The following is a 25,297-nucleotide window of genomic DNA, read 5'->3' on the forward strand; positions in this document are numbered from 1 at the left end:
AGTGTTTTCAAACTGTTCACACTTGAAATATTTTCTCATCATTCAAGAATTCTCTCGCATTCTTGTTGCGAACTAAGCTGCATAAATTCTATACTAATATTTTTTAATCTGCTCATATGGAAGATGTCCTCCAAAAAGATCCAGCGCACTTCCTATTGTAAAATCCACTTTTCCACCCGTCTTTTTTCTAAAATGTTCAATGTCCTCAAGACTTGCGATTCCTCCTGCATAAGTCACTGGTATCATATCGAACTCTCCAAGAATTTTTGCCAGCTCTTCATCAATTCCTGCTGATTTTCCTTCTACATCCACACCATGCACCAGATATTCATCGCAATATCCGGCAATTTCCCTTAAAACTTCCTGTGTCAGTTTTACATCCGTAAACTTCTGCCAGCGGTCTGTCACTATATAATAACCGTCTTCTTTTTTCCTGCAGCTCAAATCAATGACAACATTTTCTTTCCCCACTGCATGTTTAAGTTTTTCCATATTTTCCCAATTTATCTTCCCGTCGCGGAACACATAAGATGTTACGATCACATGGCTTGCCCCCGCCTCCAGAAACTCTTCTGCATTTTCGGCATGGATTCCACCGCCCACCTGAAGTCCTTTTGGATATGCGCCAAGTGCCAGTATTGCCTGTGCTTTCGTTTCTCTATAATATTCTGAAGATACCGGATTTAAAAGTATCACATGTCCCCCTATAAGTCCGTCTTTCTGATACATTTTTGCATAATAATCCGCATTTTCAGAGGCCGTGAAATTTTCCTTTGCCTGATTGCCCTGATCAGTAAGACTACCGCCTACAATTTGTTTGACTTTTCCATTATGTATGTCTATACAAGGTCTGAAATGCATGAAAAAACTCCTTTCCTTATCCAAAAGAAAAGCCACACTCTCACAGGGACAAATCCATTTATCCCCGAAAAAATGTGACCTTGTCTTCTTATCTTACGTTCTTTTCTTATCTGTCGTTTACATTGTCATTACCAGTCGTCGCATCATTCACTGTGTTATTGTTTGTGTTTTTCCGGTTATCCGACCGTCCATCACCATCCAGATCATCGACTACTTCGCCTACGCCTTTTCCGACATCGTCAATTCCATCTTCCAGGCCGTCACCGATTTTGTCCATGGCACTATCACCAGTCTGTGTGTCATTCGCGCCATTGTCATTCACCACATCATTCTGCCCTGCTCCATTATCATTTGAATTTCCTGCACAGGCAGTAACTGAAACCAGAATACCAACACACATCATAATCAACAATAACTTTTTTAACCGTTTCATAATTTTCGTCTCCTTTTCCGTATAGAATGCTACATGCAAATACTTCACTTGCTGATAGTAATATCTGCATTTTACAGTTTTCTATACCTTTTTAGAGATTGACATTATTTTACAGTCGTTCTGCAATGCGGCCGCTTCTGTATGCCTCCAGGAGAAATTCCAGATCATGGATCTGTTCTACCAGTTCTTTTCCCACATCCGTGTCTAAAACAGACTGGCGCTTTGATACAATTTCTGTCACAATGGTATCAGAATGAATATCTGTTTCATTTTCAATTGCTGATTCTTTCGATTCAAACGGCTCATGGGCACTTAAAATCATACCATAAGAATTATAGATCAGCGTATAACCTGCAATTCCGGTCTGTTTCTGATATGCTCTTGAAAATCCTCCATCGATAACAAATACTTTGCCTCCACATTTCATCGGATTTTCTCCGTTTTTGGATTTTACCGGCATATGACCATTGATGATATGACTAAAGGAATGCTCTAGTCCGAATTCTTTCAAAATACGGTCGACCACCTTATCATTTTCCAAAAAATCATAATAAGGATTCTTTTTCTCCTTGTGTGTCTCTTTTTCTGCCAGGAAATATCGCTCAAACGTTGCCATCTTGTCCTTACCGAACAGCGGTGAATTCTCACTGAGCCAGATATACCACATCATATCCTTCCCACGCTTTCGTTCTTTCTCGTCAATGGCATAAAATCCCTTTCTCACATAGCTTTCCAGCACCTCATAAAGTGCCTTTCCTTTGTAAGAACGCCCGTATATTTTTACTGACTTAAAACTTCCATCTTCATTCAGCGGAATACAACCGTGATACAACAAGTTGTTATTGTATACTTTGTATAATCCACCTTTACTTAAAAGGAAATGCATATGGCTCTGTAATTTTTCGCAGTTGACAAATGCCTGTGTCAGACGATCCAGCACCTCTTCTTCGGCTTCTGTCAATGCATATGGCCGTTTTGGATCGATCGTCGGGAAATTTTTATCCAGAAGTTCATATGTTTTTCCATCCAACTCGATCAAACCATTTTCATAATCAATCAGATGCAAAAGATTTCGGTGTTCCAGCTTAAATCCAGGATTTTTTTTGATAATCTGCCCTTCTATTTTAAACTGGATAATAGAAATCGCCTTATGCATCTTCATGTTCAGCATTGTTTCGCTGGGATCATAGTCCGGATCATCCTTCAGTTCAAAGCAGCTGCATGGATCATCCCGATATGTGTTCAGTGCAAATGTAGCAAGCGGCAGGAGGTTAATTCCATAGCCATCCTCCAAAATCTCCAGATTTGCATATCTTGCACAGATGCGGACAACATTTGCAACACAGCCCTGTTGTCCTGCTGCCGCCCCCATCCAGAGCACGTCATGATTTCCCCATTGGATATCCATAGAATGATAACCCATCAGCTTGTCCATAATAATATGTGGTCCCGGCCCACGATCATAAATATCTCCTACAATATGCAAATGATCTACAGTAAGTCTCTGGATCAATTCACTCAAAGCCACAATAAACTCTTCGGAACGTTTGATCCGGATGATCGTATCTACAATAGAATTATAATAGGACTCCTTATCCATAACATCTGCTTTCTCTGTAATCAATTCCTCAATGACATAAGCAAATTCCGGAGGCAGAGCTTTTCTGACTTTAGATCTGGAATACTTACTTGAAGTCCGCTTGCAGATTTCAATCAGACGATACAACGTAATCTTATACCAGTCCTCCATATTTTCTTCTTTTTTCTTAATGAGCTCCATCTTCTCTCTTGGATAATAAATAAGAGTAGCAAGGGTCTTCTTATCCTTACTACTCATAGTATTTCCGAAGACTTCGTCAATTTTTCTACGAACTGCTCCCGATCCATTCTTAAGAACATGGGAAAATGCTTCATATTCCCCATGGATATCCGTAAGAAAATGTTCCGTCCCTTTTGGCAAATTTAAAATTGCCTGTAAGTTAATAATCTCTGTTGATGCCTTAGCAATGGTCGGATACAGTTGAGAAAGTCTCTCCAAATAACGTGCTTCTAAATCTTTCATAACCTCTCCTTTATATAATATGGTTGTTTTTTCCAACTATAATATTTACGGATTGCTTTGTGCTTTGCATTCCTGCAATCTGCCCCAAGATTCCTCGTAATATTATTTTAATATTACGTCTGACATATCGTATTTTCCTGCCTCTTTTCCGGCGAGGAATTTTGCAGCCTCTACAGCACCTTTTCCAAATACAGTTCTGGAGTATGCTGTATGTTTGAACTCAATCACTTCATCTATTCCTGCAAAGAGTACTTCGTGTTCCCCAACAATTGTACCTCCGCGCACGGCTGATATTCCAAGTTCTTTTTTATCACGTTTCTTTCTGACCTGACTTCTGTCATAGACATACTCGTACTGTCCATCTGCCGCCTCATTGATAGAATCTGCAAGAGCGATTGCAGTTCCACTTGGGGCATCCAATTTCTGGTTGTGATGCTTCTCAACAATTTCAATATCATAACCTGCCGGAGACAATACTTTTGTCGCCTCTTTCAAAAGCTGCATCAAAAGATTGATTCCAAGTGACATATTAGCAGAACGAAGAACTGCTACCTTCTTGGATGCTTCTTCTACCTCCTGAAGCTGTTCCTCTGAAAGTCCTGTTGTGCAAAGAACAACAGGAATCTGTTTTTCTACGCAATAATCCAAAAGTCCGTCTACTGCCTTTGCATTTGAAAAGTCAATCACAACATCTGCTTCTACATCACACTTTTCGATACTATCGAACACTGGATATTCATTTGCAACTTCCGTATATGCATCCACTCCTGCCACAATCTCTACCTCTGCATCTTCTTTTGCAAGTGTAGTGATCGCACGTCCCATCTTGCCATTGCAGCCATGCATAATCGCACGTACCATAATATTTTTCCTCCTTGTCTTTTTACATGACAGAAAAGGATATCACCCGGGATATCCTTTTATCTGTAATTATCATTCCTACTGCCATTCTTAAAAATCTCTATGCCAGCTCAATTCCAAAACCCTTCATGGCCTGTGCAAGTGCTTTTGTGTGTTCTGGTGAAAGTTCAGTTAATGGCATGCGAAGCGGTCCGCAGTCTTTTCCCATAAGTTCCATTGCTTTCTTAACAGGAATCGGATTTACTTCACAGAAAAGCTTCTCAATAAGCGGAATTGCTTTTAACTGAAGATCCAGACTTCCTTTCACATCTCCCTCAAAAAACTTCGCACAGATATCATGCGTCTCCTTTGGAGCTACATTAGAAAGAACCGAAATCACTCCCTTTGCTCCCAGAGAAAGTAATGGTACGATTTGATCATCATTTCCCGAGTACAGATCAATGTTACCATCTGTCAGAGACATGATCTTTGCAACCTGGGAAATATTTCCAGATGCCTCTTTTACACCTACAATATTGTCAACATTCTTTACAAGTTCTGCCACAGTTGCCGGCTCAATATTACAGCCTGTTCTACTTGCAACACTATACATAATAATTGGTGCCTTCGCTTCTTTTGCTACAGCTTCATAATGTGCGATCAGTCCTGCCTGTGTGGCCTTATTATAATAAGGTGTAACAAGAAGTAATCCGTCTGCACCATAATCTGCTGCCTCCTTAGACATATCAATTGCTGTACGTGTACAATTAGAACCTGTACCTGCAATAACTGGAATTCTGCCTTTCACTCTGTCAATTGCAAACTTTACGCACTGCATATGTTCTTCTTCTGTCATTGTTGCAGACTCGCCAGTTGTTCCACAGATTACAATACAATCTGTTCCATTATTACAGTGGTAATCAAGCAGTGCATCTAACTTATCATAATTAATACTTCTTTCTTCATCATCATTAAATGGTGTGACAATTGCCACTCCAGCTCCAGTAAATATAGCCATCGTACTCCTCCTGACTTTTCATGTGCTTTAAATTATCTGTCATGATTCATTATTAATTGAAATTTTAGCATCATTATCAAGGGATGTCAATGAAAGACTATACTTCTAAACAAGTTGCGAACATTCTGACCTACCCATTTTTTATATTTCCACACATTCCAGTTTACTTACAGATACCTCATACGCGGTTCTCTCTTCCGTCAGCGTATCCGATAACTTCTTTATATAAGTACGACTCTGTATTCTGCCTATGATCTGAACATGCTCTCCTACTTCAAATGCAGAAGCATATCTTGCATTTCTTCCCCAGCAGATACATGGTATGTAATCTGATTTTCCATATGGTCTGTTCACCGCCAGCAAAAGGTCAGCGATTTCTCTCCCAAGTGGAGTTTTCCGATAGACCGGAAGTTTACAGATATAGCCGTCCAGGAAAATGCTATTCGTCTTCGCTCCATCCAGTTCTTCATCAATAAACTCCAACTCTCTTACAAATACAGATAATACAAGCCGATTTTTTTGCTCTTCATGTCTGTTATAAGACCGGAACTGACCATTCACCATAATATACTCACCTGTATAATCTCTTGTCACATCAATCAGACGCTCCGAAATCATCAGTGGAATCCGGTCTTCCGAGTTGCTCAGACGCTTCACCTTTACCTCTACCATATAAAATCCTTCCCCGAATACCTCATGGCTGAAAGTAAAATCTGAAACAATCTCTCCCATAATCGTCACCTGGTTATTTTCAATAATCTTATCTGACATAATTTTAAGTTCTCCTTCCTCTAAAACGTATTTCCTATGGTCTTTAATAACCTATGCTTAAAGTACAGAATTTAGAACAACTTTTTTAAACTCTTGTAAAATTTCAAAAATGTGGTAGACTAATAAAGTTGTATATATTAAATTAGAAGTGTTTACAAGTGAAGATTCAAAGAAAAGGATGTTATAAAATGAAGACAAAACGCGAAGATGTAAGAAATATCGCAATTATCGCCCATGTTGACCACGGTAAAACGACACTGGTAGATGAATTATTAAAGCAAAGCGGCGTATTCCGTGAAAATCAGGCCGTTGAGGAACGTGTCATGGATTCCAATGATATTGAAAGAGAACGTGGAATCACTATTCTTTCTAAAAATACTGCCGTTACTTATAATGGGGTAAAGATTAATATCATTGACACACCTGGACATGCTGATTTCGGCGGCGAAGTAGAACGTGTCCTTAAAATGGTAAACGGAGTTATCCTCGTAGTTGATGCATTTGAAGGTGCTATGCCACAGACAAAGTTCGTTCTCAGAAAAGCAATGGAATTAAAACTTCCTGTTATTGTATGCATCAACAAAATCGATCGGCCAGAAGCAAGAGCTGAGTCTGTTATCGATGAAGTTCTGGAACTTCTCATTGATCTTGGTGCATCGGATGAGCAGCTTGACTGTCCGTTCGTATATGCTTCTGCAAAAGCTGGTGTTGCTGCTTTAGAGCTGACAGATGACATGAAAGATATGAAACCACTGTTTGATACAATCTTAGACTACATTCCTGCACCGGAAGGCGACCCGGAAGCTCCGACTCAGGTTCTTATCAGTACAATTGATTACAATGAGTATGTAGGACGTATCGGTGTTGGTAAAGTAGATAACGGTACGATTGCAGTGAACCAGGATATGGTTGTTGTCAACCATCATGATCCGGACAAACAGCAGAAAGTTAAAATCAGTAAGCTCTACGAATTCGATGGTCTGAAAAAAGTAGAAGTAAAAGAAGCAACCATCGGTTCCATTGTAGCAATTTCCGGTATTTCCGACATTTCCATCGGAGATACACTCTGCTCTCCTGAAAATCCGGTAGCCATTCCGTTCCAGAAGATTTCAGAGCCTACGATTTCCATGGACTTCATGGTAAATGACAGCCCATTTGCCGGACAGGAAGGAAAATTTGTGACTTCCCGTCACCTGCGTGACCGTCTGATGCGTGAGCTGAATACAGATGTCAGCCTTCGTGTCGAAGATACAGAGAACATGGATTCTTTCAAAGTTTCTGGTCGTGGCGAACTTCACCTTTCTGTTCTTATTGAGAATATGAGACGTGAAGGATACGAATTTGCTGTCAGCAAGGCAGAAGTTCTTTATAAGAAAGATGAAAATGGTAAGCTCTTAGAGCCTATGGAGATTGCATACATCGATGTACCAGACGAATTTACTGGTGTTGTCATCGAGAAACTGAGCCAGAGAAAAGGCGAACTTCAGACGATGGGTGCCGGAAATGGCGGATATACCCGTCTTGAGTTCCGTATTCCTTCCCGTGGACTCATTGGATACCGTGGAGATTTCATGACTGATACAAAGGGAAATGGAATCATGAACACAGCATTTGACGGCTACGCACCATACAAAGGTGATATTCAGTATCGAAAACAGGGATCTCTGATCGCATTTGAGACTGGAGAATCTGTAACTTACGGACTTTATATTGCCCAGGAGCGTGGACAGTTATTCATTGGAGCAGGTGAAAAAGTTTACTCCGGTATGGTCATCGGACAGAATGCAAAGACAGATGATATCGAGATTAATGTCTGCAAGACAAAACATCTTACAAACACTCGTTCTTCCAGTGCAGATGAGGCTCTCCGCCTGACACCTCCGCGAGTATTAAGTCTGGAGCAGGCAATCGATTTTATCGACACTGACGAGCTTCTGGAAGTTACACCAGACAATTTGAGAATCCGCAAGAAAATTCTGGATCCTAAGATGAGAAAAAGAAGCAACCTGAAATAATAAAATACTATTCAAGACTTGAAGCTGTCCGTATACATTTTTGTTGCGGACAGTTTTTTGAATCTTTTGACCGTGTTCTTCATATTTTCTACATCCTTTCCAAATTCTATATTGGCAAGACTACTCCGATACTTTATACTCTATATTGTAGATTTTTACTACTTACTTATTACTAATTCCCAAGGAGACAAAAAACATATGAAAGAATCTATATCTGTATTTTTAAAACGGCTGTCTGATATTTTGGAATTTGTTATTTCATTTATATTGACCGCCGGTATTATCTTATTGTGTCTGCGTGTAGCCGGTGCGATTTACAAAATTCCAGATTTAAATGTCTGGCCTAACTACGAAGATCTTCTGGAAACTTGCTTCAATCTGATCATCGGTGTCGAGCTTATTAAAATGATGTACTCTCACTCCCCACAGACAGTTTTCGAAGTTCTCTTATTTGCAATTGCAAGACAAATCATCATCGATCATTCTTCCATCTGGAGCAGTCTTGTCGGTGTCTGCGCAATCGCTGTATTATTTGCCACACGTAAATTCTTATTCTGTAATTTTGATGATGCTGACAAATACATCTTCCACGCATCTGCAAAAGCAAAAAATATTGCCAGGCTTCTTTCCATTGACCTTCCGTATTCAGGAAACGATACACTGGAAGAGGTGATGCTTGATCAGTTAAAAAAAGAAAATATAAATAACGAGATCGGAGCCTGTGTTTTCTTCAAAAGCTTCGGTCTACGCATCGCAAAAAAATCTGATGGAAAAATTTCAAGAATTGAAGTAATACGTGCTATACATTAACAACAAAACGTGCTATACTATATCTATCAGATAGATTACCGTTCTGGCCACCAACTGTCAGATATTAACGTCTGAAAAAACGTAGCAAAGGAGTTGGACAATATGAAATTCATTATTATTGGAAAGAACATTGACGTAACACCAGGATTAAAAGATGCTGTAGAGAGCAAATTAGGAAAATTACAGCGTTACTTCACACCTGACACAGAGATTCATGTAACACTCAGCGTTCAGAAAGAACATCAGAAGATTGAGGTTACAATCCCTGTAAAAGGCAACATCATTCGTTCCGAGCAGGAAAGCGACGATATGTATGTATCCATCGACCTAGTAGAAGAAGTCATCGAGCGTCAGCTCAGAAAATATAAAAACAAACTGGTAGCAAAGAATCAGGAAGGTAACAACTTCAGCAAGACTCTTTTTGAGACAGAAGAGTCAATTGAAGACGATGAAGTAAAAATTGTCCGCACAAAAAGATTCGGAATCAAACCAATGTATCCAGAAGACGCATGCGTACAGATGGAATTACTTGGACATAACTTCTTTGTATTCTTCAATGCTGAGAATGAAGAAGTTAACGTAGTATATAAGAGAAAAGATGGATCTTTCGGATTAATCGAACCAGAATTCTCATAAAGCAACAAGCAAGACATGGAAATAACAAGAACGACCGGAGAGTGTTTACATTCTCCGGTCGTTCTTGTTATTTTTATGTATGGCGACTGCCATGGCCGAGAGGCTGCGTCGCGGCATCGAGGCTCTTGCTTGTTGCTTTTTTCTGTATGGCGACTGCCATGGCCGAGAGGCAGCATCGCAGAAGCTTTGCTCTTACGCCACTATCTGCGGCTCCCCATCAATCTGTGCGAACCAGCACTCATCGCCTTCTTCCATTTTTACTCTTCCATTAGTTCCTTCTGTAATCTCTGCTTCCACAGTCTTTACCTCTCCCAAAGGCAATAAAACACTTAATTCTACATTTTCCGTATAAATACTGTCAATCAGCTTGATTCCACGTTGTCCCAAAATATACTGCACTTTTCCAAGACCATTATAATCTGTCTTAATATTCAGTTTAAGCCCCCGGATTCTGGTTATAATTACAGATGCACGGATTCCCGCCTGTGTAGAAGAAGAATAAGCTCTTACAAGCCCTCCGGTTCCAAGAAGTGTTCCTCCAAAGTAGCGGGTCACAACAACTACTATATTACGGATTTCTTCCCCAAGAAGAACATCCAGCATAGGTTTTCCGGCAGTGCCGCCAGGTTCTCCGTCATCACTGCATCTTGCAAGCTGTCCTCTCTCTCCGATGACATACGCAAAACAGTTATGTCTCGCATCCCAATATTTTTTCTTCATTGCTTCTATAAAAGCAAGTGCTTCTTCTTCGCTTTCTACCGGAGCAACTGTCGCAATAAATCTGGACTTTTTTTCTATAATTTCATCCTGTCCACCTTTATACACAACTTTATATTTATCCAACATATTTACATAACTCCCTTGATTTTCCATTCATACATATTACGCTTAAGAAGTCTTTTTTTACTTCCTACCACATTACTATATCAAACTTCTTAAGATTTTCCATAGAAAATATGAAGTTTTCATTTTTTTCTTTATTTCAAATAGCTAATTTGCTATAATAACCTGGTATAAAGGAGGCATATACGCATGAATTATGGTAAGAAAAAAGCCGCAAAGCGCCAGAAGCAGATTACGTCAAAGTCTGCTATGCAGGCAAAGCGTGTAGGAGTCCGATTATTTAAGGCACTCCTTCTTTGCATCATCGTGGTTGCAATCGCCGGTGTTGCCGGTGGCGGACTATTTGTGAAAAAGATTATTGACAATTCTCCGGATATTACACCTGATGATGTAAAACCACAGGGATTTACAACTTTAGTGTACGCTGACGACGGAACAACTGAAATTGAACGTTTTGTTGCCGCAGGTTCTAACCGTGTATATAAAACAATCGATGAGATTCCGGCAGATCTTCAGCATGCATTTGTTGCTATCGAGGATGAACGTTTTTATGAGCATAACGGAATTGATATCAAAGGTATTGTCCGTGCCGGTGTTTCTCTTATTTCCGGGGGATCCCAGGGAGCCAGTACACTGACACAGCAGCTCATAAAAAATAATGTCTTTCCGAACTTTGTAAATGAAAAGACATTCTACGATAAGCTACAGCGAAAACTCCAGGAACAGTTCCTTGCCGTTTCCATCGAAAAGCAGATGAGTAAAGATGAGATTATGGAAGCTTATCTGAACACCATCAACTTAGGACAGAACTGTCTCGGTGTTCAATCTGCTGCGAAAAGATATTTCAACAAAGATGTTTCAGAACTGACTCTTTCTGAAAGTGCTGTTATTGCAGGTATTACACAGAGTCCTGGTAACCTGAATCCAATCACGAACCCTCAAAAGAACCAGAAGCGTCGTGATAAGGTTCTTAAGAATATGCTGAAACAGGGATATATCGACCAGGCTGCTTATGATGAAGCAATGGCAGATGATGTATATGCAAGAATCCAGTCTGTTAACGAAACCCAGACAGATTCTTCCAACGCATATAGTTATTTTGTAGATGCACTTGCAGATCAAGTCATGAATGACCTACAGGATCAATGTGGTTTTTCAGAAACACAGGCTTACAATGCTGTTTACAGTGGAGGTCTTAGCATTTACTCCACTCAGAATCAGTCTCTTCAGCAGATTTGTGACGAAGAAGCCAACGATGATTCCAATTATCCATCGAATATCGAATATGGTCTCGACTATGCACTGACTGTCACACGGGCAGATGGAAGTACTGAGAATTACTCTTCCGGCCACATCAAAAAATATGTAAAAGAAACTTATAACAAAGATCAAGGACTTTTATATAAAAGTGAAGATGCCGCCCGTGCCATGGTAGAAGAATGGAAATCTACTATCGCTCAGGAAGGTGATACTTACAATGAAGTTATAAACATCTCACCACAGCCACAAGCTTCCATTACTTTGATGGATCAGTATACCGGTCAGATCAAAGCCATGGTCGGTGGTCGCGGTGCCAAATCAACCAGTCTAGGACTGAATCGTGCATACAAAGGTTCCAAGAGACAACCTGGATCTACTTTTAAAATCCTGGCTGCTTATGCACCGGCTCTGGATCTGGACGAGATGACACTTGCTTCTGTCATTGATGATAAAAATTATGATGTCGGCGGTGGAAAAACTATTAAAGGAAGCAAAGGTGACGTATCCATGCGTACCGCTATCGCACTTTCTCTCAACTCCTGTGCTGTGCAGACCAGTGATCTTGTTACTCAAGATGTAGGTATGGAATATTGTGAGAAACTTGGCATCAGCACACTGGTAACTAACAAAGTAGTAAATGGAAAAACTTATTCTGATAACACAAAAACCCTTGCCCTTGGTGGTCTGACAGATGGTGTTTATAATTACGAACTCTGTAGTGCCTATGCTGCAATTGCCAACAACGGCGTTTACAATAAACCAACTCTTTACACGAAAGTTTTAGATCATGATGGCAATGTTCTTCTTGACGGAACTGGCGAAAGTCACCAGGCAATCAAAGACAGTACAGCCGGACTTCTTACGAGTGCTCTTCAGACCGTAGTAGAGGAAGGTACCGGTAAAGCCTGCCAGTTAGATAATATGCCGGTTGCCGGTAAAACAGGTACAACAACATCCAACAAGGACTTATGGTTTGTCGGATATACACCATATTACACATGTGCTGTATGGGGCGGTTATGATGATAACAAAGAATGTAATTCCGATACAAAATTCCGTTTCCGCATCTGGAAAGGAATCATGAGCAGAGTACATGAGAATCTTGAAACAAAAGATTTTGTAATGCCAAGTTCTGTAGAGCAAAAATCCGTCTGCACAATTAGCGGATATCTGGCAAATTCCAGTTGTCCAAGTGTAACAGAATACTTTGCAACAGACAGCCTTCCAGATCAGAGTTGTCCGGGACATAAAAACCATTCTGAAGACTATGATTCTGAAGAAAATGACAGTAAGTCCCATGACACAAATAGCGATAATACTGGTAACAATACCGGTACTAATACCGGAGATAATACTGGCGGCACCACTGGCGGCAATACCGGCGGCAATACCGGCGGCGGTGATGCTGGTGGGGGTAACACTGGTGGTGGTGATACCGGCGGCAATACCGGTGGTGGTGATACCGGTGGCAATACCGGTGGCGGTGATGCTGGTGGTAACACACAATAATCATTTTGGCTTACCCCAGTATTGATAATTTAAAAAGCAAAAACAGGAGAGTGGATATCCACTCTCCTTTCCTATATTCCTATATTCGAAACATCTGCCTTCTACACTTGACTATCCAGGATCAATTTTGCAGCTCCACAGATTCCTGCATCATTTCCAAGGCTTGCAATAGCAAACTGAGTATCTTTATTTGCAAAAAAGGCTCGCTTGCGATAATATTTTTCTATATATGTAAGGAGAATTTCTCCTGCTTTTGACACTCCTCCTCCAATTACAAAAAGGCTTGGATCTACTACGACTGCTACGTCTGCTAATCCTTTCGCCAGGTATTCTCCGAATTCTTCTACAACATCTACTGCAAGCTGGTCACCTTCTTTTAAGGCATCAAATACGATTTTTGCATCTATCTTATCTAAATCATAAGTTTGCAATATTGAATCTTTCGTATCAGCTGCGAGATGTTCTCTGGCAATTCTTGCAATTCCTGTTGCAGACGCATACTGTTCAAGACAGCCTTTCTTTCCACAGCCACAACACTTTTCTTCAAAGTAATTTACACAGATATGTCCGATTTCTCCGCCAGCTCCATTGGCACCGATCAAAGGCCTTCCTCCCATGATCACTCCTCCGCCAACTCCAGTTCCAAGTGTGACCATGACCATATTCTTCTCACCATGTCCAGCACCTTTCCACATCTCACCGAGTGCCGCTACATTGGCATCATTGCCAACAACAACCTGCCAACCTGTCAGATTCTCTAATTCTTTCTTAACCTCTTTATATCCCCATCCAAGATTCGCTGTCTTTCTCACAATACCTTCCGAATTTACCGGTGCCGGAATTCCCATTCCAATTCCTATCACTTCTTCTGCCGGAATTGCTTTTTCCTGAATCTTTTCCTTTAAAGCCGTTGCTATATCTTGAAGAATGGATTCACCTTCATTTTCAGTTCTTGTAATAATCTCCCATTTATCAAGAATTTCTCCATCCACTGTAAACAATCCCAGTTTTATAGTGGTTCCCCCAACATCTGCTCCAAAACAGTATTTCATAGTTATTTTCTCCTCGTGTATATATTTTAATCTTTTTTTGTAAGATTACGCTGTACTCTCTGATATAGCTCCTGTGCAGCATTATAACCCATAGACTTCTGTCTGTGATTAATAGCAGCCGTCTCTACAATAATAGCCAGATTACGTCCTGGACGGATTGGAAGATTGTGGCAGACTACCTTATTCCCAAGAAATTCTGTATACTGATCTTCCAGTCCCAGGCGATCATACTCACGCTCTTTATTCCACTCCTCCAGTGTAATAACAAGGTCAATATTCTTTGTCTCTCTGACGCTTTGAACACCGAATAAAGTCTTAACGTCCACAATTCCAATACCTCTGAGCTCAATAAAATGCCTTGTAATATCCGGTGCTGTTCCTACCAGTGTCTCATCACTGACCTTGCGGATCTCCACAACATCGTCACTGACAAGCCGGTGCCCTCTCTTAATCAGTTCCAGAGCCGCCTCACTTTTTCCAATACCACTCTCTCCCATAATCAGCACACCGACACCGTAGACATCTACCAGTACTCCATGGATGGAAATACATGGTGCTAACTGAACATTTAACCACCGAATGATTTCTGCCATAAATGCAGATGTATGTGAATCTGTTGAAAATACCGGAATATTCGCTTCTGTTGCCTTTTGCAAGAGCATATCATCTGGTTTTAAAGCACGGCAAAATACCAGGCATGGAATCTTGTAAGAAAGAAGCGTGTCATAAATTTCCTCTTTTTTCTTTTCTTCCAATGTTGTCAGGTAGCTATATTCTACATAACCGATGACCTGCACCCGTTCCGAATCAAATCTTTCAAAAAATCCTGTCAATTGTAATGCAGGACGGTTAATATCCGGAACCTCCACAGCCTTATCCGACAACTCTACATCCGGTGTCAGATTTTTCAGATTCATCTTCTCGACAATCTGCTTCATTTGAACTACATTTTTTCGCATATATGTCTCTCCTTCCAGGCATCCTATTACTAATATTAAAATTATAGCATATCAGTGAAAAAAATCATACACATCCTTAGCGGATTTTTCATTCATAGAAGGAAGACTCTTTAGTTCCTCTACAGTGGCATTCTTGATTGCCTCAATGTTGGCAAAATGCTTCATTAAATCTTTTCTTCTTGCTGGTCCAACACCTGGAATATCATCCAAAATCGAATGAACTTGTCCTTGACTGCGAAGCTGCCTGTGAAATGTAATTGCAAACCGGTGAGCTTCATCCTGAATGCGCGTGATCAGTCTGAATGCTTCCGAATTCCGGTCAATAGGAATCTCTTCATTGTGATAATAAAGCCCTCTGGTTCTGTGGTGATCATCCTTTACCATACCGCAGACTGGAATATCCAGATTCAACTTATCCAGCACTTCCAGTGCAATATTTACCTGCCCTTTACCACCGTCCATCAGAATCAGATCTGGAAATACCGTAAAACTACCAAGTTCTCGACCTTCTTCCTTTTCTCTTAAGCCGTGCCCGAACCGCCTTGTAAGCACTTCATTCATACTGGCATAATCGTTCGCCCCTTTTACCCCTTTAATCTTGAATTTACGGTAGTCATTTCTCTTCGGTTTTCCTTTTTCATAGACAACCATAGAGCCAACTGATTCAAATCCATTTGTATTGGAAATATCATACGCCTCCATACGATGCAGTCCGGTTAAGCCCAAAAGATTTTGAAGTTCTTTGACTGCACCAATCGTTCTTCCCTCTTCTCTCTTAATCCGCTCTTTATCCTTCGTCAGAACCATTCGGGCATTTTTTTCTGCCAGCTCTACCAGTTTTTCCTTTGTTCCTTTTTTCGGAATGACCAGATGTACTTTATGCTCTTTTTTCCTTGTCAGCCATTCCTCAATAATCTCATGATCTGGTATTTCCTCTGGCAACATAATCTGTCCCGGAATATATGGTGTCCCTGCATAAAATTGCTTGATAAAACTGGAAAGTATCTCTGCCTTTGTCTCCTTATCCACTAGCTTCAGATAAAAATGATCCCGCCCGATCAATCTTCCATTTCGAATAAAAAACACTTGCACAACCGCATCTTCCAAATCTTTTGATACTGCCACAATATCCCTGTCATCTCCCGCAGTGTCTGTAATTTTCTGCTTCTGTGCAATTTTCTGTACACTGTTTATCAACTCCCGATATTCAATTGCCCGCTCAAACTCCAATGACTCTGACGCTTCTTCCATCTGTGCCTTCAACTTTTCCAGAATTGGATCATAATTGCCATTCAGAAAATGTAAGACTTCCTCTACAGACTTGCGGTATTCCTCCTTCGAAATGTATCCCTGACACGGAGCTTTGCACTGATGAATATGATAGTTCAGACATGGCCGCTCTTTTCCAATATCCTTTGGCAGTCTCCGGTTACAGCTTCGGATAAAATATAACTTTCGAATCAGTTCTATTGTGGCTTTCACTGCCCCGGCACTCGTATAGGGGCCAAAATACTTTGCCTTATCTTTCTGCACTCTTCTTGCCAACATCACTCTTGGAAATGGCTCCTGCACAGTAACTTTTATAAATGGATAAGCCTTGTCGTCCATCAACATTGTGTTATATTTGGGTCTGTGCTCTTTGATGAGATTACACTCCAGCACCAGCGCTTCCAGTTCCGAATCTGTTACGATATACTCGAACCTGGAAATGTGAGTCACCATCTGTTCTATCTTAGCCCCTTTGTTACGACTGCTCTGAAAATACTGTCGTACACGGTTTTTCAGACTGATTGCTTTTCCCACATAGATGATTTTATCTGTCTCATCATGCATCAGATAAACTCCCGGCTTGCCCGGCAGCTTTTTTAATTCTTCCTGAATATCAAACATAATTTACTCCCTGTTTTTTCAACTCAATGTAACAGAAAATACCGCCTCCCTGACAAAAATCTGATTTGCCCGGGAAACGGTATTCAAATACATTAACTTTCTGTATTACTCTTCTGCAATTCCTTCTACTTCATGGAAAATCTTCATGAATTCTTTTCCTGTGATTGTCTCTTTCTCAATCAGAAATGCTGCAATCTTATCCAGTGATTCTCTGTGTTCTGAAAGAAGTTTCTTTGCTTCCTCATAAGCTTCTTTCAGCATCTTCATAACTTCATGATCAATCTCAGAAGCTGTCTCCTGACCACAGTTCATAACCGGACGTCCGTCCAAATATCTGTTCTGGACCGATTCCAGCCCGATCAGCCCGAACTTCTCACTCATACCATATTGGGTAATCATAGCTCTTGCCACACTGGTTGCTTTCTCAATATCATTAGAAGCCCCTGTTGTCACTGTATCAAATACAATCTCTTCTGCAGCACGTCCTCCGAGCATTCCAACTAACATAGCCTGCAGTTCTTTCTTTGTATTCAGGAACTTTTCTTCTTCCGGAGTCTGCATAACATATCCAAGTGCTCCCATCGTACGCGGTACGATCGTAATCTTCTGAACTGGCTCAGAATCCTTCTGCAACGCACTGACAAGCGCATGTCCGACTTCATGGTAAGACACAATCTTGCGCTCTTCCTGATTCATCACACGGTCTTTCTTTTCTTTACCTACCAGCACAACTTCCACTGCTTCAAAAAGATCCGCCTGTGATACGGCATTTCTTCCATTCTTAACCGCGTTGATTGCGGCTTCATTGATCATATTTGCAAGATCTGAGCCAACTGCTCCGGAAGTTGCAAGTGCGATTGCTTCCAGATCAACCGTCTCATCCATCTTCACGTCTTTAGAGTGCACTTTCAGTACTTCCACACGTCCTTTAAGATCCGGTCGTTCCACAATAATACGACGGTCAAAACGTCCCGGTCTTAACAGTGCCGGATCCAGAATCTCCGGACGGTTCGTGGCTGCCAGAAGAACAAGACCTTTGTTACTTTCAAATCCATCCATCTCAGCCAGAAGCTGGTTCAATGTCTGCTCACGCTCATCGTTACCGCCCATCTGTGTATCACGGCTCTTACCAATTGCATCAATCTCGTCAATGAAAATAATACAAGGTGCCATCTGCTGTGCCTGCTTAAACAAGTCTCGGACTCTGGATGCTCCGACGCCGACATACATCTCTACAAATGCAGATCCACTCAATGAAAAAAACGGTACTTTTGCCTCTCCTGCAACTGCTTTTGCCAAAAGTGTCTTACCTGTTCCCGGAGGTCCTACAAGCAGTGCTCCTTTTGGAAGCTTTGCTCCTACGCTTGTATATTTTCCCGGATTGTGCAGGAAATCTACAACTTCCTGCAAAGATTCCTTCGCCTCATCCTGCCCTGCTACATCCTTAAATGTGACACCGGTCTGTTTTTCCACATACATCTTGGCATTACTCTTGCCAATTCCCATCATGCCTCCGCCTTTCGACATCTTACGGGTCATCCATACGATCAGTGCAATAAATATGACAAGCGGAATGATATTCATAGCATACTGGGCAACAATTGCAGAAGTTGTATCCGGTACCTCCTGATTGAAATCAATCTTTGCTTTTTCCAGTTTCTCCACCAATTGGTCATCATTCATCCGGCCTGTGTAATATTCCTTGTTGACCTTATCTCCACTTTCTTTCTTTGCCGTGATCAGAATCCTGTCACTCTTAATTTCAACTTTCTCGACCTTCTTCTCATCAATCATCTTCAGGAACTTGTTATAAGTAATTTCCTGGTCACTGTCCACTCCCTGAAACTGATACATGGCAAATACTAGAAGTGCCGTCAGCATCGTAATCAGTATGACAAAAGAAAAGCCTTGTTTGTTATTTTTATTATTATCCTTGTTTCCGTTCTGGTTGTCCATTTTTCTCCTCCTGTGTCACTCTCCATTATACGGACAGCCTTGTTAGAAATCAATAAAAACATTATGAAAAGATTGTAAACTAACCATAATATGTAGTATACTTTTTCTGTGGTTTTTCATGCCTGAATTTTTCTGTATATTTCAGAACAGTTCCGGCATATGAACGATAGAACTCATAATATAATACAGAGGACAAGAGAGGATTTATTCATTATGAAAATTGGTTTTGACAATGACAAGTATCTGCAGATGCAGTCTGCCCACATTAAAGAGCGAATCAGTCAGTTTGACAATAAGCTCTATCTGGAATTTGGAGGCAAATTATTTGACGATTATCACGCTTCCCGTGTACTGCCTGGATTTCAACCTGACAGTAAGCTCCGTATGCTGGACAAGCTTTCCGATCAGGCAGAAATTATCATCGTGATCAGCGCCGAAGACATCGAGCGCAACAAAATCCGTGGAGATCTTGGAATCACTTATGATTCTGATGTTCTCCGCCTGATGAACATTTACCGTGATCGCGGACTCTATGTCGGCAGTGTTGTTATTACAAAATACAGTAACCAGGAAAGTGCTTCCTTATTTAAAGCCCGCCTGGAGAAAATGGGCATCCGTGTATACTGCCACTACTTGATTGCAGGATATCCGACCAACATTCCGGTCATTGTAAGTGAGAACGGTTATGGAAAAAATGATTACATTGAAACTTCCAGACCACTGGTCGTTGTGACTGCTCCCGGACCCGGAAGTGGAAAAATGGCTGTCTGCCTCTCCCAGCTCTATCACGAACTGGAACGCGGAATCCGTGCCGGTTATGCCAAGTTTGAGACATTTCCTATCTGGAATATCCCGCTGAAGCATCCGGTCAACTTAGCTTATGAAGCAGCCACTGCAGATCTGAACGATGTAAATATGATCGATCCATTCCATCTTGAAGCTTATGGCGAGACAACCGTTAACTATAACCGTGATGTAGAGATTTTTCCTGTATTAAATGCAATTTTCCAACGCATTTACGGAGAAAGCCCTTACAAATCACCAACAGACATGGGAGTGAACATGGCCGGAAACTGTATCTGTGATGATGAAGCATGCCGCGAAGCTTCCAAACAGGAAATTCTACGCAGATATTACGAATCCCTGCGCCGTCTTCTTCTTGGTCAGTGCTCCGACAATGAAGTCTATACCATCGAAATGTTGATGAACCAGGCTGGTGTTACTATCCATGACCGCAAAGTTGTTGACGCTGCCCTTGAATACGAGAAAATAACTAATGGTCCTGCTGCTGCTATCGAACTTCATGACGGACGCATTATAAAAGGAAAGACTTCCAAATTGCTCGGAGCAACTGCTGCCATGCTGCTTAATGCCCTGAAAGATCTGGCTGGCATCGAACATTCCTGCCATGTCATTTCACCGGAAGCCATCGAACCAATCCAAACATTAAAGACAAAGTATCTCGGAAACAAGAATCCACGCCTTCATACTGATGAAGTTCTCATTGCTCTTTCTGTAAGCGCAGCTTCTAATCCACTTGCAAAGAAAGCACTAGAACAGCTTCCGAATCTTGCAGGATGCCAGGCACATACTTCCGTCATGGTAAGCTCTGTAGACATTAAACAGTTAAAGCGCCTTTCTATTCAGGCAACTTATGAAGCAAAATATGAAAAAAGAGACTAAAATCTCTGTATTTTTTAATAAAAAAGGTGTATACTTTTAAAGTATTTTTTGAGATATGTTTTTTGGGGGACATGCTTGAACATATTTTTTCATTCTAAGGAGGACATTATGGCAGTAAAATATGTATTTGTTACAGGTGGTGTCGTATCAGGACTTGGAAAAGGAATCACTGCTGCATCTTTAGGTCGTCTTCTGAAAGCTCGTGGTTATACCGTGACTATGCAGAAATTTGACCCTTATATCAACATTGATCCAGGTACTATGAACCCGGTACAACATGGCGAAGTATTTGTAACTGATGACGGAACTGAGACAGATCTTGATCTTGGTCATTATGAGCGTTTTATTGATGAAAGTCTCGGTAAAAATTCCAACGTTACGACTGGTAAAGTCTACTGGTCCGTACTTCAAAAAGAAAGACGCGGAGATTTCGGTGGAGGAACTGTACAGGTTATTCCTCATATTACTAACGAAATAAAATCTCGCTTTTATCGCAATCCTGCTGCTGAGAATACAGAAGTAGCAATCATTGAAGTCGGAGGAACTGTAGGCGATATCGAAAGTCAGCCATTTTTGGAAGCCATCCGTCAGTTCCAGCATGAAAAAGGACATGACAATGTAATTCTCATTCATGTTACATTAATTCCATACCTGAAAGCATCTCAAGAGATGAAAACTAAACCAACACAAGCTAGTGTGAAAGAACTGCAGGGCATGGGAATTCAGCCAGATATCCTTGTATGTCGTTCTGAATATCCACTTGGAACAGGAATTAAAGATAAACTTGCTCTGTTTTGTAATGTTCCTGCAAATCACGTATTGCAGAATCTGGACGTTGAATATTTATATGAAGCTCCACTTGCAATGGAAGAAGAACATCTGGCTCAGGTAGTATGCGAATGCTTGCACTTAAATTGTCCGGAACCAGATTTAAAAGACTGGAAAGAAATGGTGAACTATCTGCGAAATCCAAACACAGAAGTAACCGTCGCACTTGTCGGAAAATACACACAGCTTCATGATGCTTATATCAGTGTTGTAGAAGCACTCAAACATGGTGGAATTTTCAGCCGCGCTACTGTCAATATCAAGTGGGTAGATTCTGAACTGGTAACTGCAGATAATGTTGATGAAATTCTTGGCGATGTCAGTGGTATTCTTGTTCCAGGTGGTTTTGGCAATCGTGGAATTGACGGTATGCTTGAAGCGATCAAATATGCTCGCACACACAATATTCCATTCCTGGGGCTCTGCCTTGGAATGCAGTTATCCATCGTTGAATTTGCAAGAGACGTCATTGGATACAATGATGCTCACAGCGCTGAATTAGATCCAGATACTACACATCCGGTCATTCATATCATGCCAGAACAAATTGATGTAGAAAATATCGGTGGAACATTAAGACTTGGCTCTTACCCATGTGTTTTAAATAAAGACTCCAAAGCATATAAGCTGTACGGATCTGAAGAAATTCAGGAACGCCACCGTCATCGTTATGAGGTAAATAATGATTACCGCGATGCACTGACTCAAAATGGTATGCTATTATCCGGACTTTCTCCGGATGGACGTATTGTAGAGATGGTAGAGATTCCAGATCATCCTTGGTTCATCGCGACCCAGGCTCATCCAGAATTAAAATCCCGTCCAAACAGACCACACCCATTGTTCCGTGGATTTATTGAAGCATCTCTGGAATATCAAAAAGAACATAAATAAATCACTTGCAGTATATAACTGCCGGAAAATAGACAATTCCAAAATAGGGAGGGTTTGACTTGTACCGAGTCAAACCCTCCCTGAACTTTTATATTTCTAGTAAATCACTCTTTATTATTTAATCTCTACCTGATTCTGCGCTGCGACCAGATGTGCTGCACCATACTTCTCACGAAGCTTTGGCTTTTCAATCTTTCCAGTAGGATTTCTAGGAACCTTTGCAAAAATCAGCTTACGAGGTCTCTTGTATCTTGGAAGTTTCTTGCAGAATTCATCAATTTCCTCCTCTGTGCACTCTACACCAGGTTTTAACTCAATAATTGCTGCTGAAATTTCTCCCAGTCTATGATCTGGAAGTCCGATAACTGCCACATCCAGAATTTTATTATTGGTACGAAGAAAATCTTCAATCTGTACCGGATAAATATTCTCTCCGCCACTGATAATGACGTCTTTCTTACGGTCAACCAGATAGATAAATCCATCTTCATCTTCCATTGCCATATCTCCAGTATACAACCAGCCATCATGAAGTACTTCAGCCGTTGCTTTTTCATCTTTATAATAGCAAGTCATGACTCCCGGACCTTTGACTGCCAGCTCTCCAGTTTCGCCCTGTGCAACCAGATTTCCATTCTCATCGATAATCTTTGTCTCCCAGCCAAATCCTGCTTTACCGATCGCACCGACTTTATCAATATGATCCAATCCGAGATGCACACATCCAGGTCCAATAGATTCACTCAATCCATAGTTTGTATCATATTTATGATTTGGGAAATATTCCTTCCAGTGACGAATCAGACTTGGCGGTACCGGCTGCGCACCGATATGCATAAGTCTCCACTGCTCCAGATCATAATCCTTCAAATCTACATCTTTGTTATCAATTGCAAGAAGTAAATCCTGTGCCCACGGTACGAGCAGCCATACGATAGTACATTTTTCCTCTGAAACTGCACGAAGAATTGTCTTCGGATTCGTTCCTTTCAAAAGGACTGCCTTTCCACCTGTCAAAAGACTTCCAAACCAATGCATCTTAGCCCCTGTATGGTAAAGTGGCGGAATACATAAAAACACATCGTCCTTTGTCTGTCCATGATGATTCTGCTCTACTCGTGCAGCATGCATCAGAGATTCATGATTATGTAAAATTGCTTTTGGAAATCCTGTTGTTCCAGAAGAAAAATAAATTGCTGCATCATCTTCATCTACAATGTCAATCTTTGGTGACTGACTGGAACAGTTTGCTGTATGCGAAGTATAATCTTCTGCAAATCCCGGACAGCCATCGCCTACAAAATACAGAAGTCTTCCTCTTCCGATATCGTCCGCAATCTCCTCCACACGTCCGATAAATTCCGGTCCGAACACTAAAATATCTACATCCGCCAGTTCTACACAATATTTAATCTCATCGGCTGAATAACGGAAGTTCAGCGGTACTGCCAAAGCTCCCGTTTTCAGAATACCAAAATAAATCGGCAGCCACTCCAGACAATTCATCAAAAGGATTCCGACCTTGTCCCCTTTTTGGACTCCGCGTTCCAGAAGCAGATTTGCAAATCGATTTGCTTTCTCATTGAATACATTCCATGTAATTTCGCGTCTGTAATATGGTGCACGGGATGGTTCAATCAAATCATACTCCTTCCACGTGCTCCTTTTTGTCTCTGGCATCTCTGGATTAATCTCTACCAGACAGACGTCATCGCCGTACAGGCGACAATTTTTCTCCAAAATATCCGTAATAGGCATTGCTAATTATTCCCCTTTCTGGCACAAAGCTTCAAATGATTTCAATTATCCTCTTTCCATACTGAAATTTCAAAATCCTTTATAGCTTTGACGCTTTAGCGCTTTTACCCGATAAAGTATATGATATCGGATTTCAAGGAAAATGTCAACGTTTCCACAGAATCTTTCCATCTTAGTTTCCACATTCTAATTTCTGTTGAATCTTTCCATCCTAGTCTTCAATGATTTCTTCATTGTAACCTTCTTCATAATATTTGATCAACGCTTGTGTTCCAAGATCACCATACCCTTCTGCTTCCAAAACTTCATAATTTGCAAGTGTCTGACTAAGCACATCCAAATCCAGCTCACACTGATTTGCCTCAATCAAAGCAATCTTCATATCCTTAATAAAATGTTTCATAAAAAATCCAGGAGTATAATCTCCGTGTAGTATCTTCTCTCCAAAGAAATCTAGCTGCTTACTTCCGGCTGCTCCTGTCGCAACAGATTTTAATACAGTCTCACAATCCAAATCTTTTGCTTTTGCATAGCTAAGTGCCTCACAAAGTCCTGACATGGTTCCGGCAATCATGATCTGATTCACCATCTTGGCATGCTGTCCACATCCAGCTTCTCCCTGATAATTGATATTCGTTCCCATAGCTTCAAATAACGGCATACAAGCCTCATAATCTTCCTTGTTGCCACCGACCAGAATAGAAAGTGTTCCTGCCTTTGCTCCTGTATCACCTCCGGTCACCGGCGCATCTACAACATGAACTCCTTTCTTTTTACCTTCTTCATATATTTTCTTGGAAATCATCGGACTGGTCGTTGTCATATCAATCAGATACATTCCTTTCTCTGCCTGATCCATAATATTTCCTTCATCAAAATAAACTTCTTCCACATCCTGAGGAAATCCTACCATTGTAATCACAGCTTCACTTGCTCTTACACATTCTCCAATCGTCTCATGAAAGATAGCACCTTCCTCTATCACATCATTCACTTTACTCTTTGTTCTTGCATATATATGTAGTTCAAATCCCGCTTTCATAAGATTTTTGACCATGGACTTCCCCATGATTCCAACACCGATAAATCCGATTTTCTTCATAGTCTTTCTCCTGTTTCTTCTATTATATGTATTCAAGAATGCTTTCAAAGTTCTTTCTATGCCTCTGAATTGTATTCTGTGGGGGAGCATACAAATACTCCCCATTTCATTCAGAAT

General features: G+C 40.9%; 19 protein-coding genes. 6 read left to right on the plus strand and 13 right to left on the minus strand.

The window, feature by feature from the left end; genetic code table 11:
- Nucleotides 1–93: 93 nt before the first annotated feature.
- The 6 genes from hisA to NQ560_RS09380 form a co-directional block, all read right to left on the minus strand.
- A complete protein-coding gene (gene hisA, locus NQ560_RS09355; RefSeq protein WP_040015311.1) occupies nt 94–861 on the minus strand; it encodes a phosphoribosylformimino-5-aminoimidazole carboxamide ribotide isomerase in 768 nt (255 codons plus the stop codon).
- 106 nt (nt 862–967) lie between these two features.
- Nucleotides 968–1,294, minus strand: a complete 327-nt coding sequence (locus NQ560_RS09360; protein ID WP_040015312.1) for a hypothetical protein — start codon at nt 1,292–1,294, stop codon at nt 968–970.
- Nucleotides 1,295–1,403: 109 nt separating this feature from the next.
- Complete coding sequence (locus NQ560_RS09365) at nt 1,404–3,356, minus strand: fructose-bisphosphatase class III (RefSeq protein WP_005331344.1); 1,953 nt, start codon at nt 3,354–3,356, stop codon at nt 1,404–1,406.
- A gap of 102 nt (nt 3,357–3,458) precedes the next feature.
- Nucleotides 3,459–4,217: a 4-hydroxy-tetrahydrodipicolinate reductase gene (gene dapB / locus NQ560_RS09370; RefSeq protein ID WP_005331345.1), complete on the minus strand. Its 759-nt coding sequence runs from the start codon at nt 4,215–4,217 to the stop codon at nt 3,459–3,461.
- A gap of 100 nt (nt 4,218–4,317) precedes the next feature.
- The gene (dapA, locus tag NQ560_RS09375) at nt 4,318–5,214 is read right to left on the minus strand and encodes a 4-hydroxy-tetrahydrodipicolinate synthase (protein WP_005331346.1); all 897 of its coding nucleotides are present in this window, start codon (nt 5,212–5,214) and stop codon (nt 4,318–4,320) included.
- A 141-nt stretch (nt 5,215–5,355) separates the two neighbouring features.
- Complete coding sequence (locus NQ560_RS09380; RefSeq protein WP_005331347.1) at nt 5,356–5,985, minus strand: single-stranded DNA-binding protein; 630 nt, start codon at nt 5,983–5,985, stop codon at nt 5,356–5,358.
- Nucleotides 5,986–6,173: 188 nt separating this feature from the next.
- Between NQ560_RS09380 and typA the strand changes: the two genes are divergently transcribed.
- The 3 genes from typA to hpf all read left to right on the plus strand — a co-directional run bounded on the left by typA (nt 6,174) and on the right by hpf (nt 9,446).
- Entirely contained in the window at nt 6,174–8,000 is a 1,827-nt protein-coding gene (gene typA, locus NQ560_RS09385; protein ID WP_005331348.1) for a translational GTPase TypA, read from the plus strand.
- A gap of 198 nt (nt 8,001–8,198) precedes the next feature.
- Nucleotides 8,199–8,810: a hypothetical protein gene (locus NQ560_RS09390; RefSeq protein WP_005331349.1), complete on the plus strand. Its 612-nt coding sequence runs from the start codon at nt 8,199–8,201 to the stop codon at nt 8,808–8,810.
- Between the two features lie 102 nt (nt 8,811–8,912).
- Nucleotides 8,913–9,446: a ribosome hibernation-promoting factor, HPF/YfiA family gene (hpf, locus tag NQ560_RS09395; protein ID WP_005331351.1), complete on the plus strand. Its 534-nt coding sequence runs from the start codon at nt 8,913–8,915 to the stop codon at nt 9,444–9,446.
- Between the two features lie 192 nt (nt 9,447–9,638).
- Here hpf and NQ560_RS09400 read toward each other — a convergent pair whose 3' ends face one another.
- On the minus strand, nt 9,639–10,292 hold the full coding sequence (locus NQ560_RS09400; protein ID WP_040015313.1) for a YigZ family protein: 654 nt from the start codon (nt 10,290–10,292) through the stop codon (nt 9,639–9,641).
- 186 nt (nt 10,293–10,478) lie between these two features.
- Between NQ560_RS09400 and NQ560_RS09405 the strand changes: the two genes are divergently transcribed.
- Nucleotides 10,479–13,058, plus strand: a complete 2,580-nt coding sequence (locus NQ560_RS09405; RefSeq protein ID WP_005331354.1) for a transglycosylase domain-containing protein — start codon at nt 10,479–10,481, stop codon at nt 13,056–13,058.
- A gap of 101 nt (nt 13,059–13,159) precedes the next feature.
- Here NQ560_RS09405 and NQ560_RS09410 read toward each other — a convergent pair whose 3' ends face one another.
- The 4 genes from NQ560_RS09410 to ftsH form a co-directional block, all read right to left on the minus strand.
- Nucleotides 13,160–14,110, minus strand: coding sequence for an ROK family glucokinase (locus NQ560_RS09410; protein ID WP_005331356.1), 951 nt, complete (start codon nt 14,108–14,110; stop codon nt 13,160–13,162).
- Between the two features lie 26 nt (nt 14,111–14,136).
- On the minus strand, nt 14,137–15,069 hold the full coding sequence (gene hprK / locus NQ560_RS09415; protein WP_005331358.1) for an HPr(Ser) kinase/phosphatase: 933 nt from the start codon (nt 15,067–15,069) through the stop codon (nt 14,137–14,139).
- 51 nt (nt 15,070–15,120) lie between these two features.
- Complete coding sequence (gene uvrC, locus NQ560_RS09420; RefSeq protein WP_005331360.1) at nt 15,121–16,959, minus strand: excinuclease ABC subunit UvrC; 1,839 nt, start codon at nt 16,957–16,959, stop codon at nt 15,121–15,123.
- 105 nt (nt 16,960–17,064) lie between these two features.
- Nucleotides 17,065–18,915 carry an ATP-dependent zinc metalloprotease FtsH gene (gene ftsH, locus NQ560_RS09425; RefSeq protein WP_005331362.1) on the minus strand — a complete coding sequence of 617 codons (1,851 nt, stop codon included), beginning with the start codon at nt 18,913–18,915 and terminating at the stop codon, nt 17,065–17,067.
- Between the two features lie 213 nt (nt 18,916–19,128).
- On the opposite strand from ftsH, the gene NQ560_RS09430 reads away from it, so the two are divergent.
- Together NQ560_RS09430 and NQ560_RS09435 are read left to right on the plus strand one after the other, a co-directional pair.
- Nucleotides 19,129–20,598 carry a DUF1846 domain-containing protein gene (locus NQ560_RS09430; protein ID WP_005339724.1) on the plus strand — a complete coding sequence of 490 codons (1,470 nt, stop codon included), beginning with the start codon at nt 19,129–19,131 and terminating at the stop codon, nt 20,596–20,598.
- A 108-nt stretch (nt 20,599–20,706) separates the two neighbouring features.
- Nucleotides 20,707–22,320 (plus strand): CTP synthase, encoded by a 1,614-nt coding sequence (locus NQ560_RS09435; protein ID WP_005331366.1) that lies wholly within the window; start codon nt 20,707–20,709, stop codon nt 22,318–22,320.
- Nucleotides 22,321–22,434: 114 nt separating this feature from the next.
- Here the strand turns inward: NQ560_RS09435 and NQ560_RS09440 are convergent, their stop codons facing one another.
- The gene (locus tag NQ560_RS09440) at nt 22,435–24,078 is read right to left on the minus strand and encodes a class I adenylate-forming enzyme family protein (RefSeq protein ID WP_005331377.1); all 1,644 of its coding nucleotides are present in this window, start codon (nt 24,076–24,078) and stop codon (nt 22,435–22,437) included.
- 211 nt (nt 24,079–24,289) lie between these two features.
- Complete coding sequence (locus NQ560_RS09445; protein WP_005342384.1) at nt 24,290–25,180, minus strand: NAD(P)-dependent oxidoreductase; 891 nt, start codon at nt 25,178–25,180, stop codon at nt 24,290–24,292.
- Nucleotides 25,181–25,297 lie beyond the last annotated feature (117 nt).

The organism is Dorea formicigenerans, from assembly GCF_025150245.1.
Classification (GTDB): domain Bacteria; phylum Bacillota; class Clostridia; order Lachnospirales; family Lachnospiraceae; genus Dorea; species Dorea formicigenerans.

Bases quoted from the DNA above. Each gene is read 5' to 3' on its own strand.
- hisA (WP_040015311.1), bottom strand. From the start codon at position 861: ATGCATTTCAGACCTTGTATAGACATACATAATGGAAAAGTCAAACAA.
- NQ560_RS09360 (WP_040015312.1), bottom strand. From the start codon at position 1,294: ATGAAACGGTTAAAAAAGTTATTGTTGATTATGATGTGTGTTGGTATT.
- NQ560_RS09365 (WP_005331344.1), bottom strand. From the start codon at position 3,356: ATGAAAGATTTAGAAGCACGTTATTTGGAGAGACTTTCTCAACTGTAT.
- dapB (WP_005331345.1), bottom strand. From the start codon at position 4,217: ATGGTACGTGCGATTATGCATGGCTGCAATGGCAAGATGGGACGTGCG.
- dapA (WP_005331346.1), bottom strand. From the start codon at position 5,214: ATGGCTATATTTACTGGAGCTGGAGTGGCAATTGTCACACCATTTAAT.
- NQ560_RS09380 (WP_005331347.1), bottom strand. From the start codon at position 5,985: ATGTCAGATAAGATTATTGAAAATAACCAGGTGACGATTATGGGAGAG.
- typA (WP_005331348.1), top strand. From the start codon at position 6,174: ATGAAGACAAAACGCGAAGATGTAAGAAATATCGCAATTATCGCCCAT.
- NQ560_RS09390 (WP_005331349.1), top strand. From the start codon at position 8,199: ATGAAAGAATCTATATCTGTATTTTTAAAACGGCTGTCTGATATTTTG.
- hpf (WP_005331351.1), top strand. From the start codon at position 8,913: ATGAAATTCATTATTATTGGAAAGAACATTGACGTAACACCAGGATTA.
- NQ560_RS09400 (WP_040015313.1), bottom strand. From the start codon at position 10,292: ATGTTGGATAAATATAAAGTTGTGTATAAAGGTGGACAGGATGAAATT.
- NQ560_RS09405 (WP_005331354.1), top strand. From the start codon at position 10,479: ATGAATTATGGTAAGAAAAAAGCCGCAAAGCGCCAGAAGCAGATTACG.
- NQ560_RS09410 (WP_005331356.1), bottom strand. From the start codon at position 14,110: ATGAAATACTGTTTTGGAGCAGATGTTGGGGGAACCACTATAAAACTG.
- hprK (WP_005331358.1), bottom strand. From the start codon at position 15,069: ATGCGAAAAAATGTAGTTCAAATGAAGCAGATTGTCGAGAAGATGAAT.
- uvrC (WP_005331360.1), bottom strand. From the start codon at position 16,959: ATGTTTGATATTCAGGAAGAATTAAAAAAGCTGCCGGGCAAGCCGGGA.
- ftsH (WP_005331362.1), bottom strand. From the start codon at position 18,915: ATGGACAACCAGAACGGAAACAAGGATAATAATAAAAATAACAAACAA.
- NQ560_RS09430 (WP_005339724.1), top strand. From the start codon at position 19,129: ATGAAAATTGGTTTTGACAATGACAAGTATCTGCAGATGCAGTCTGCC.
- NQ560_RS09435 (WP_005331366.1), top strand. From the start codon at position 20,707: ATGGCAGTAAAATATGTATTTGTTACAGGTGGTGTCGTATCAGGACTT.
- NQ560_RS09440 (WP_005331377.1), bottom strand. From the start codon at position 24,078: ATGCCTATTACGGATATTTTGGAGAAAAATTGTCGCCTGTACGGCGAT.
- NQ560_RS09445 (WP_005342384.1), bottom strand. From the start codon at position 25,180: ATGAAGAAAATCGGATTTATCGGTGTTGGAATCATGGGGAAGTCCATG.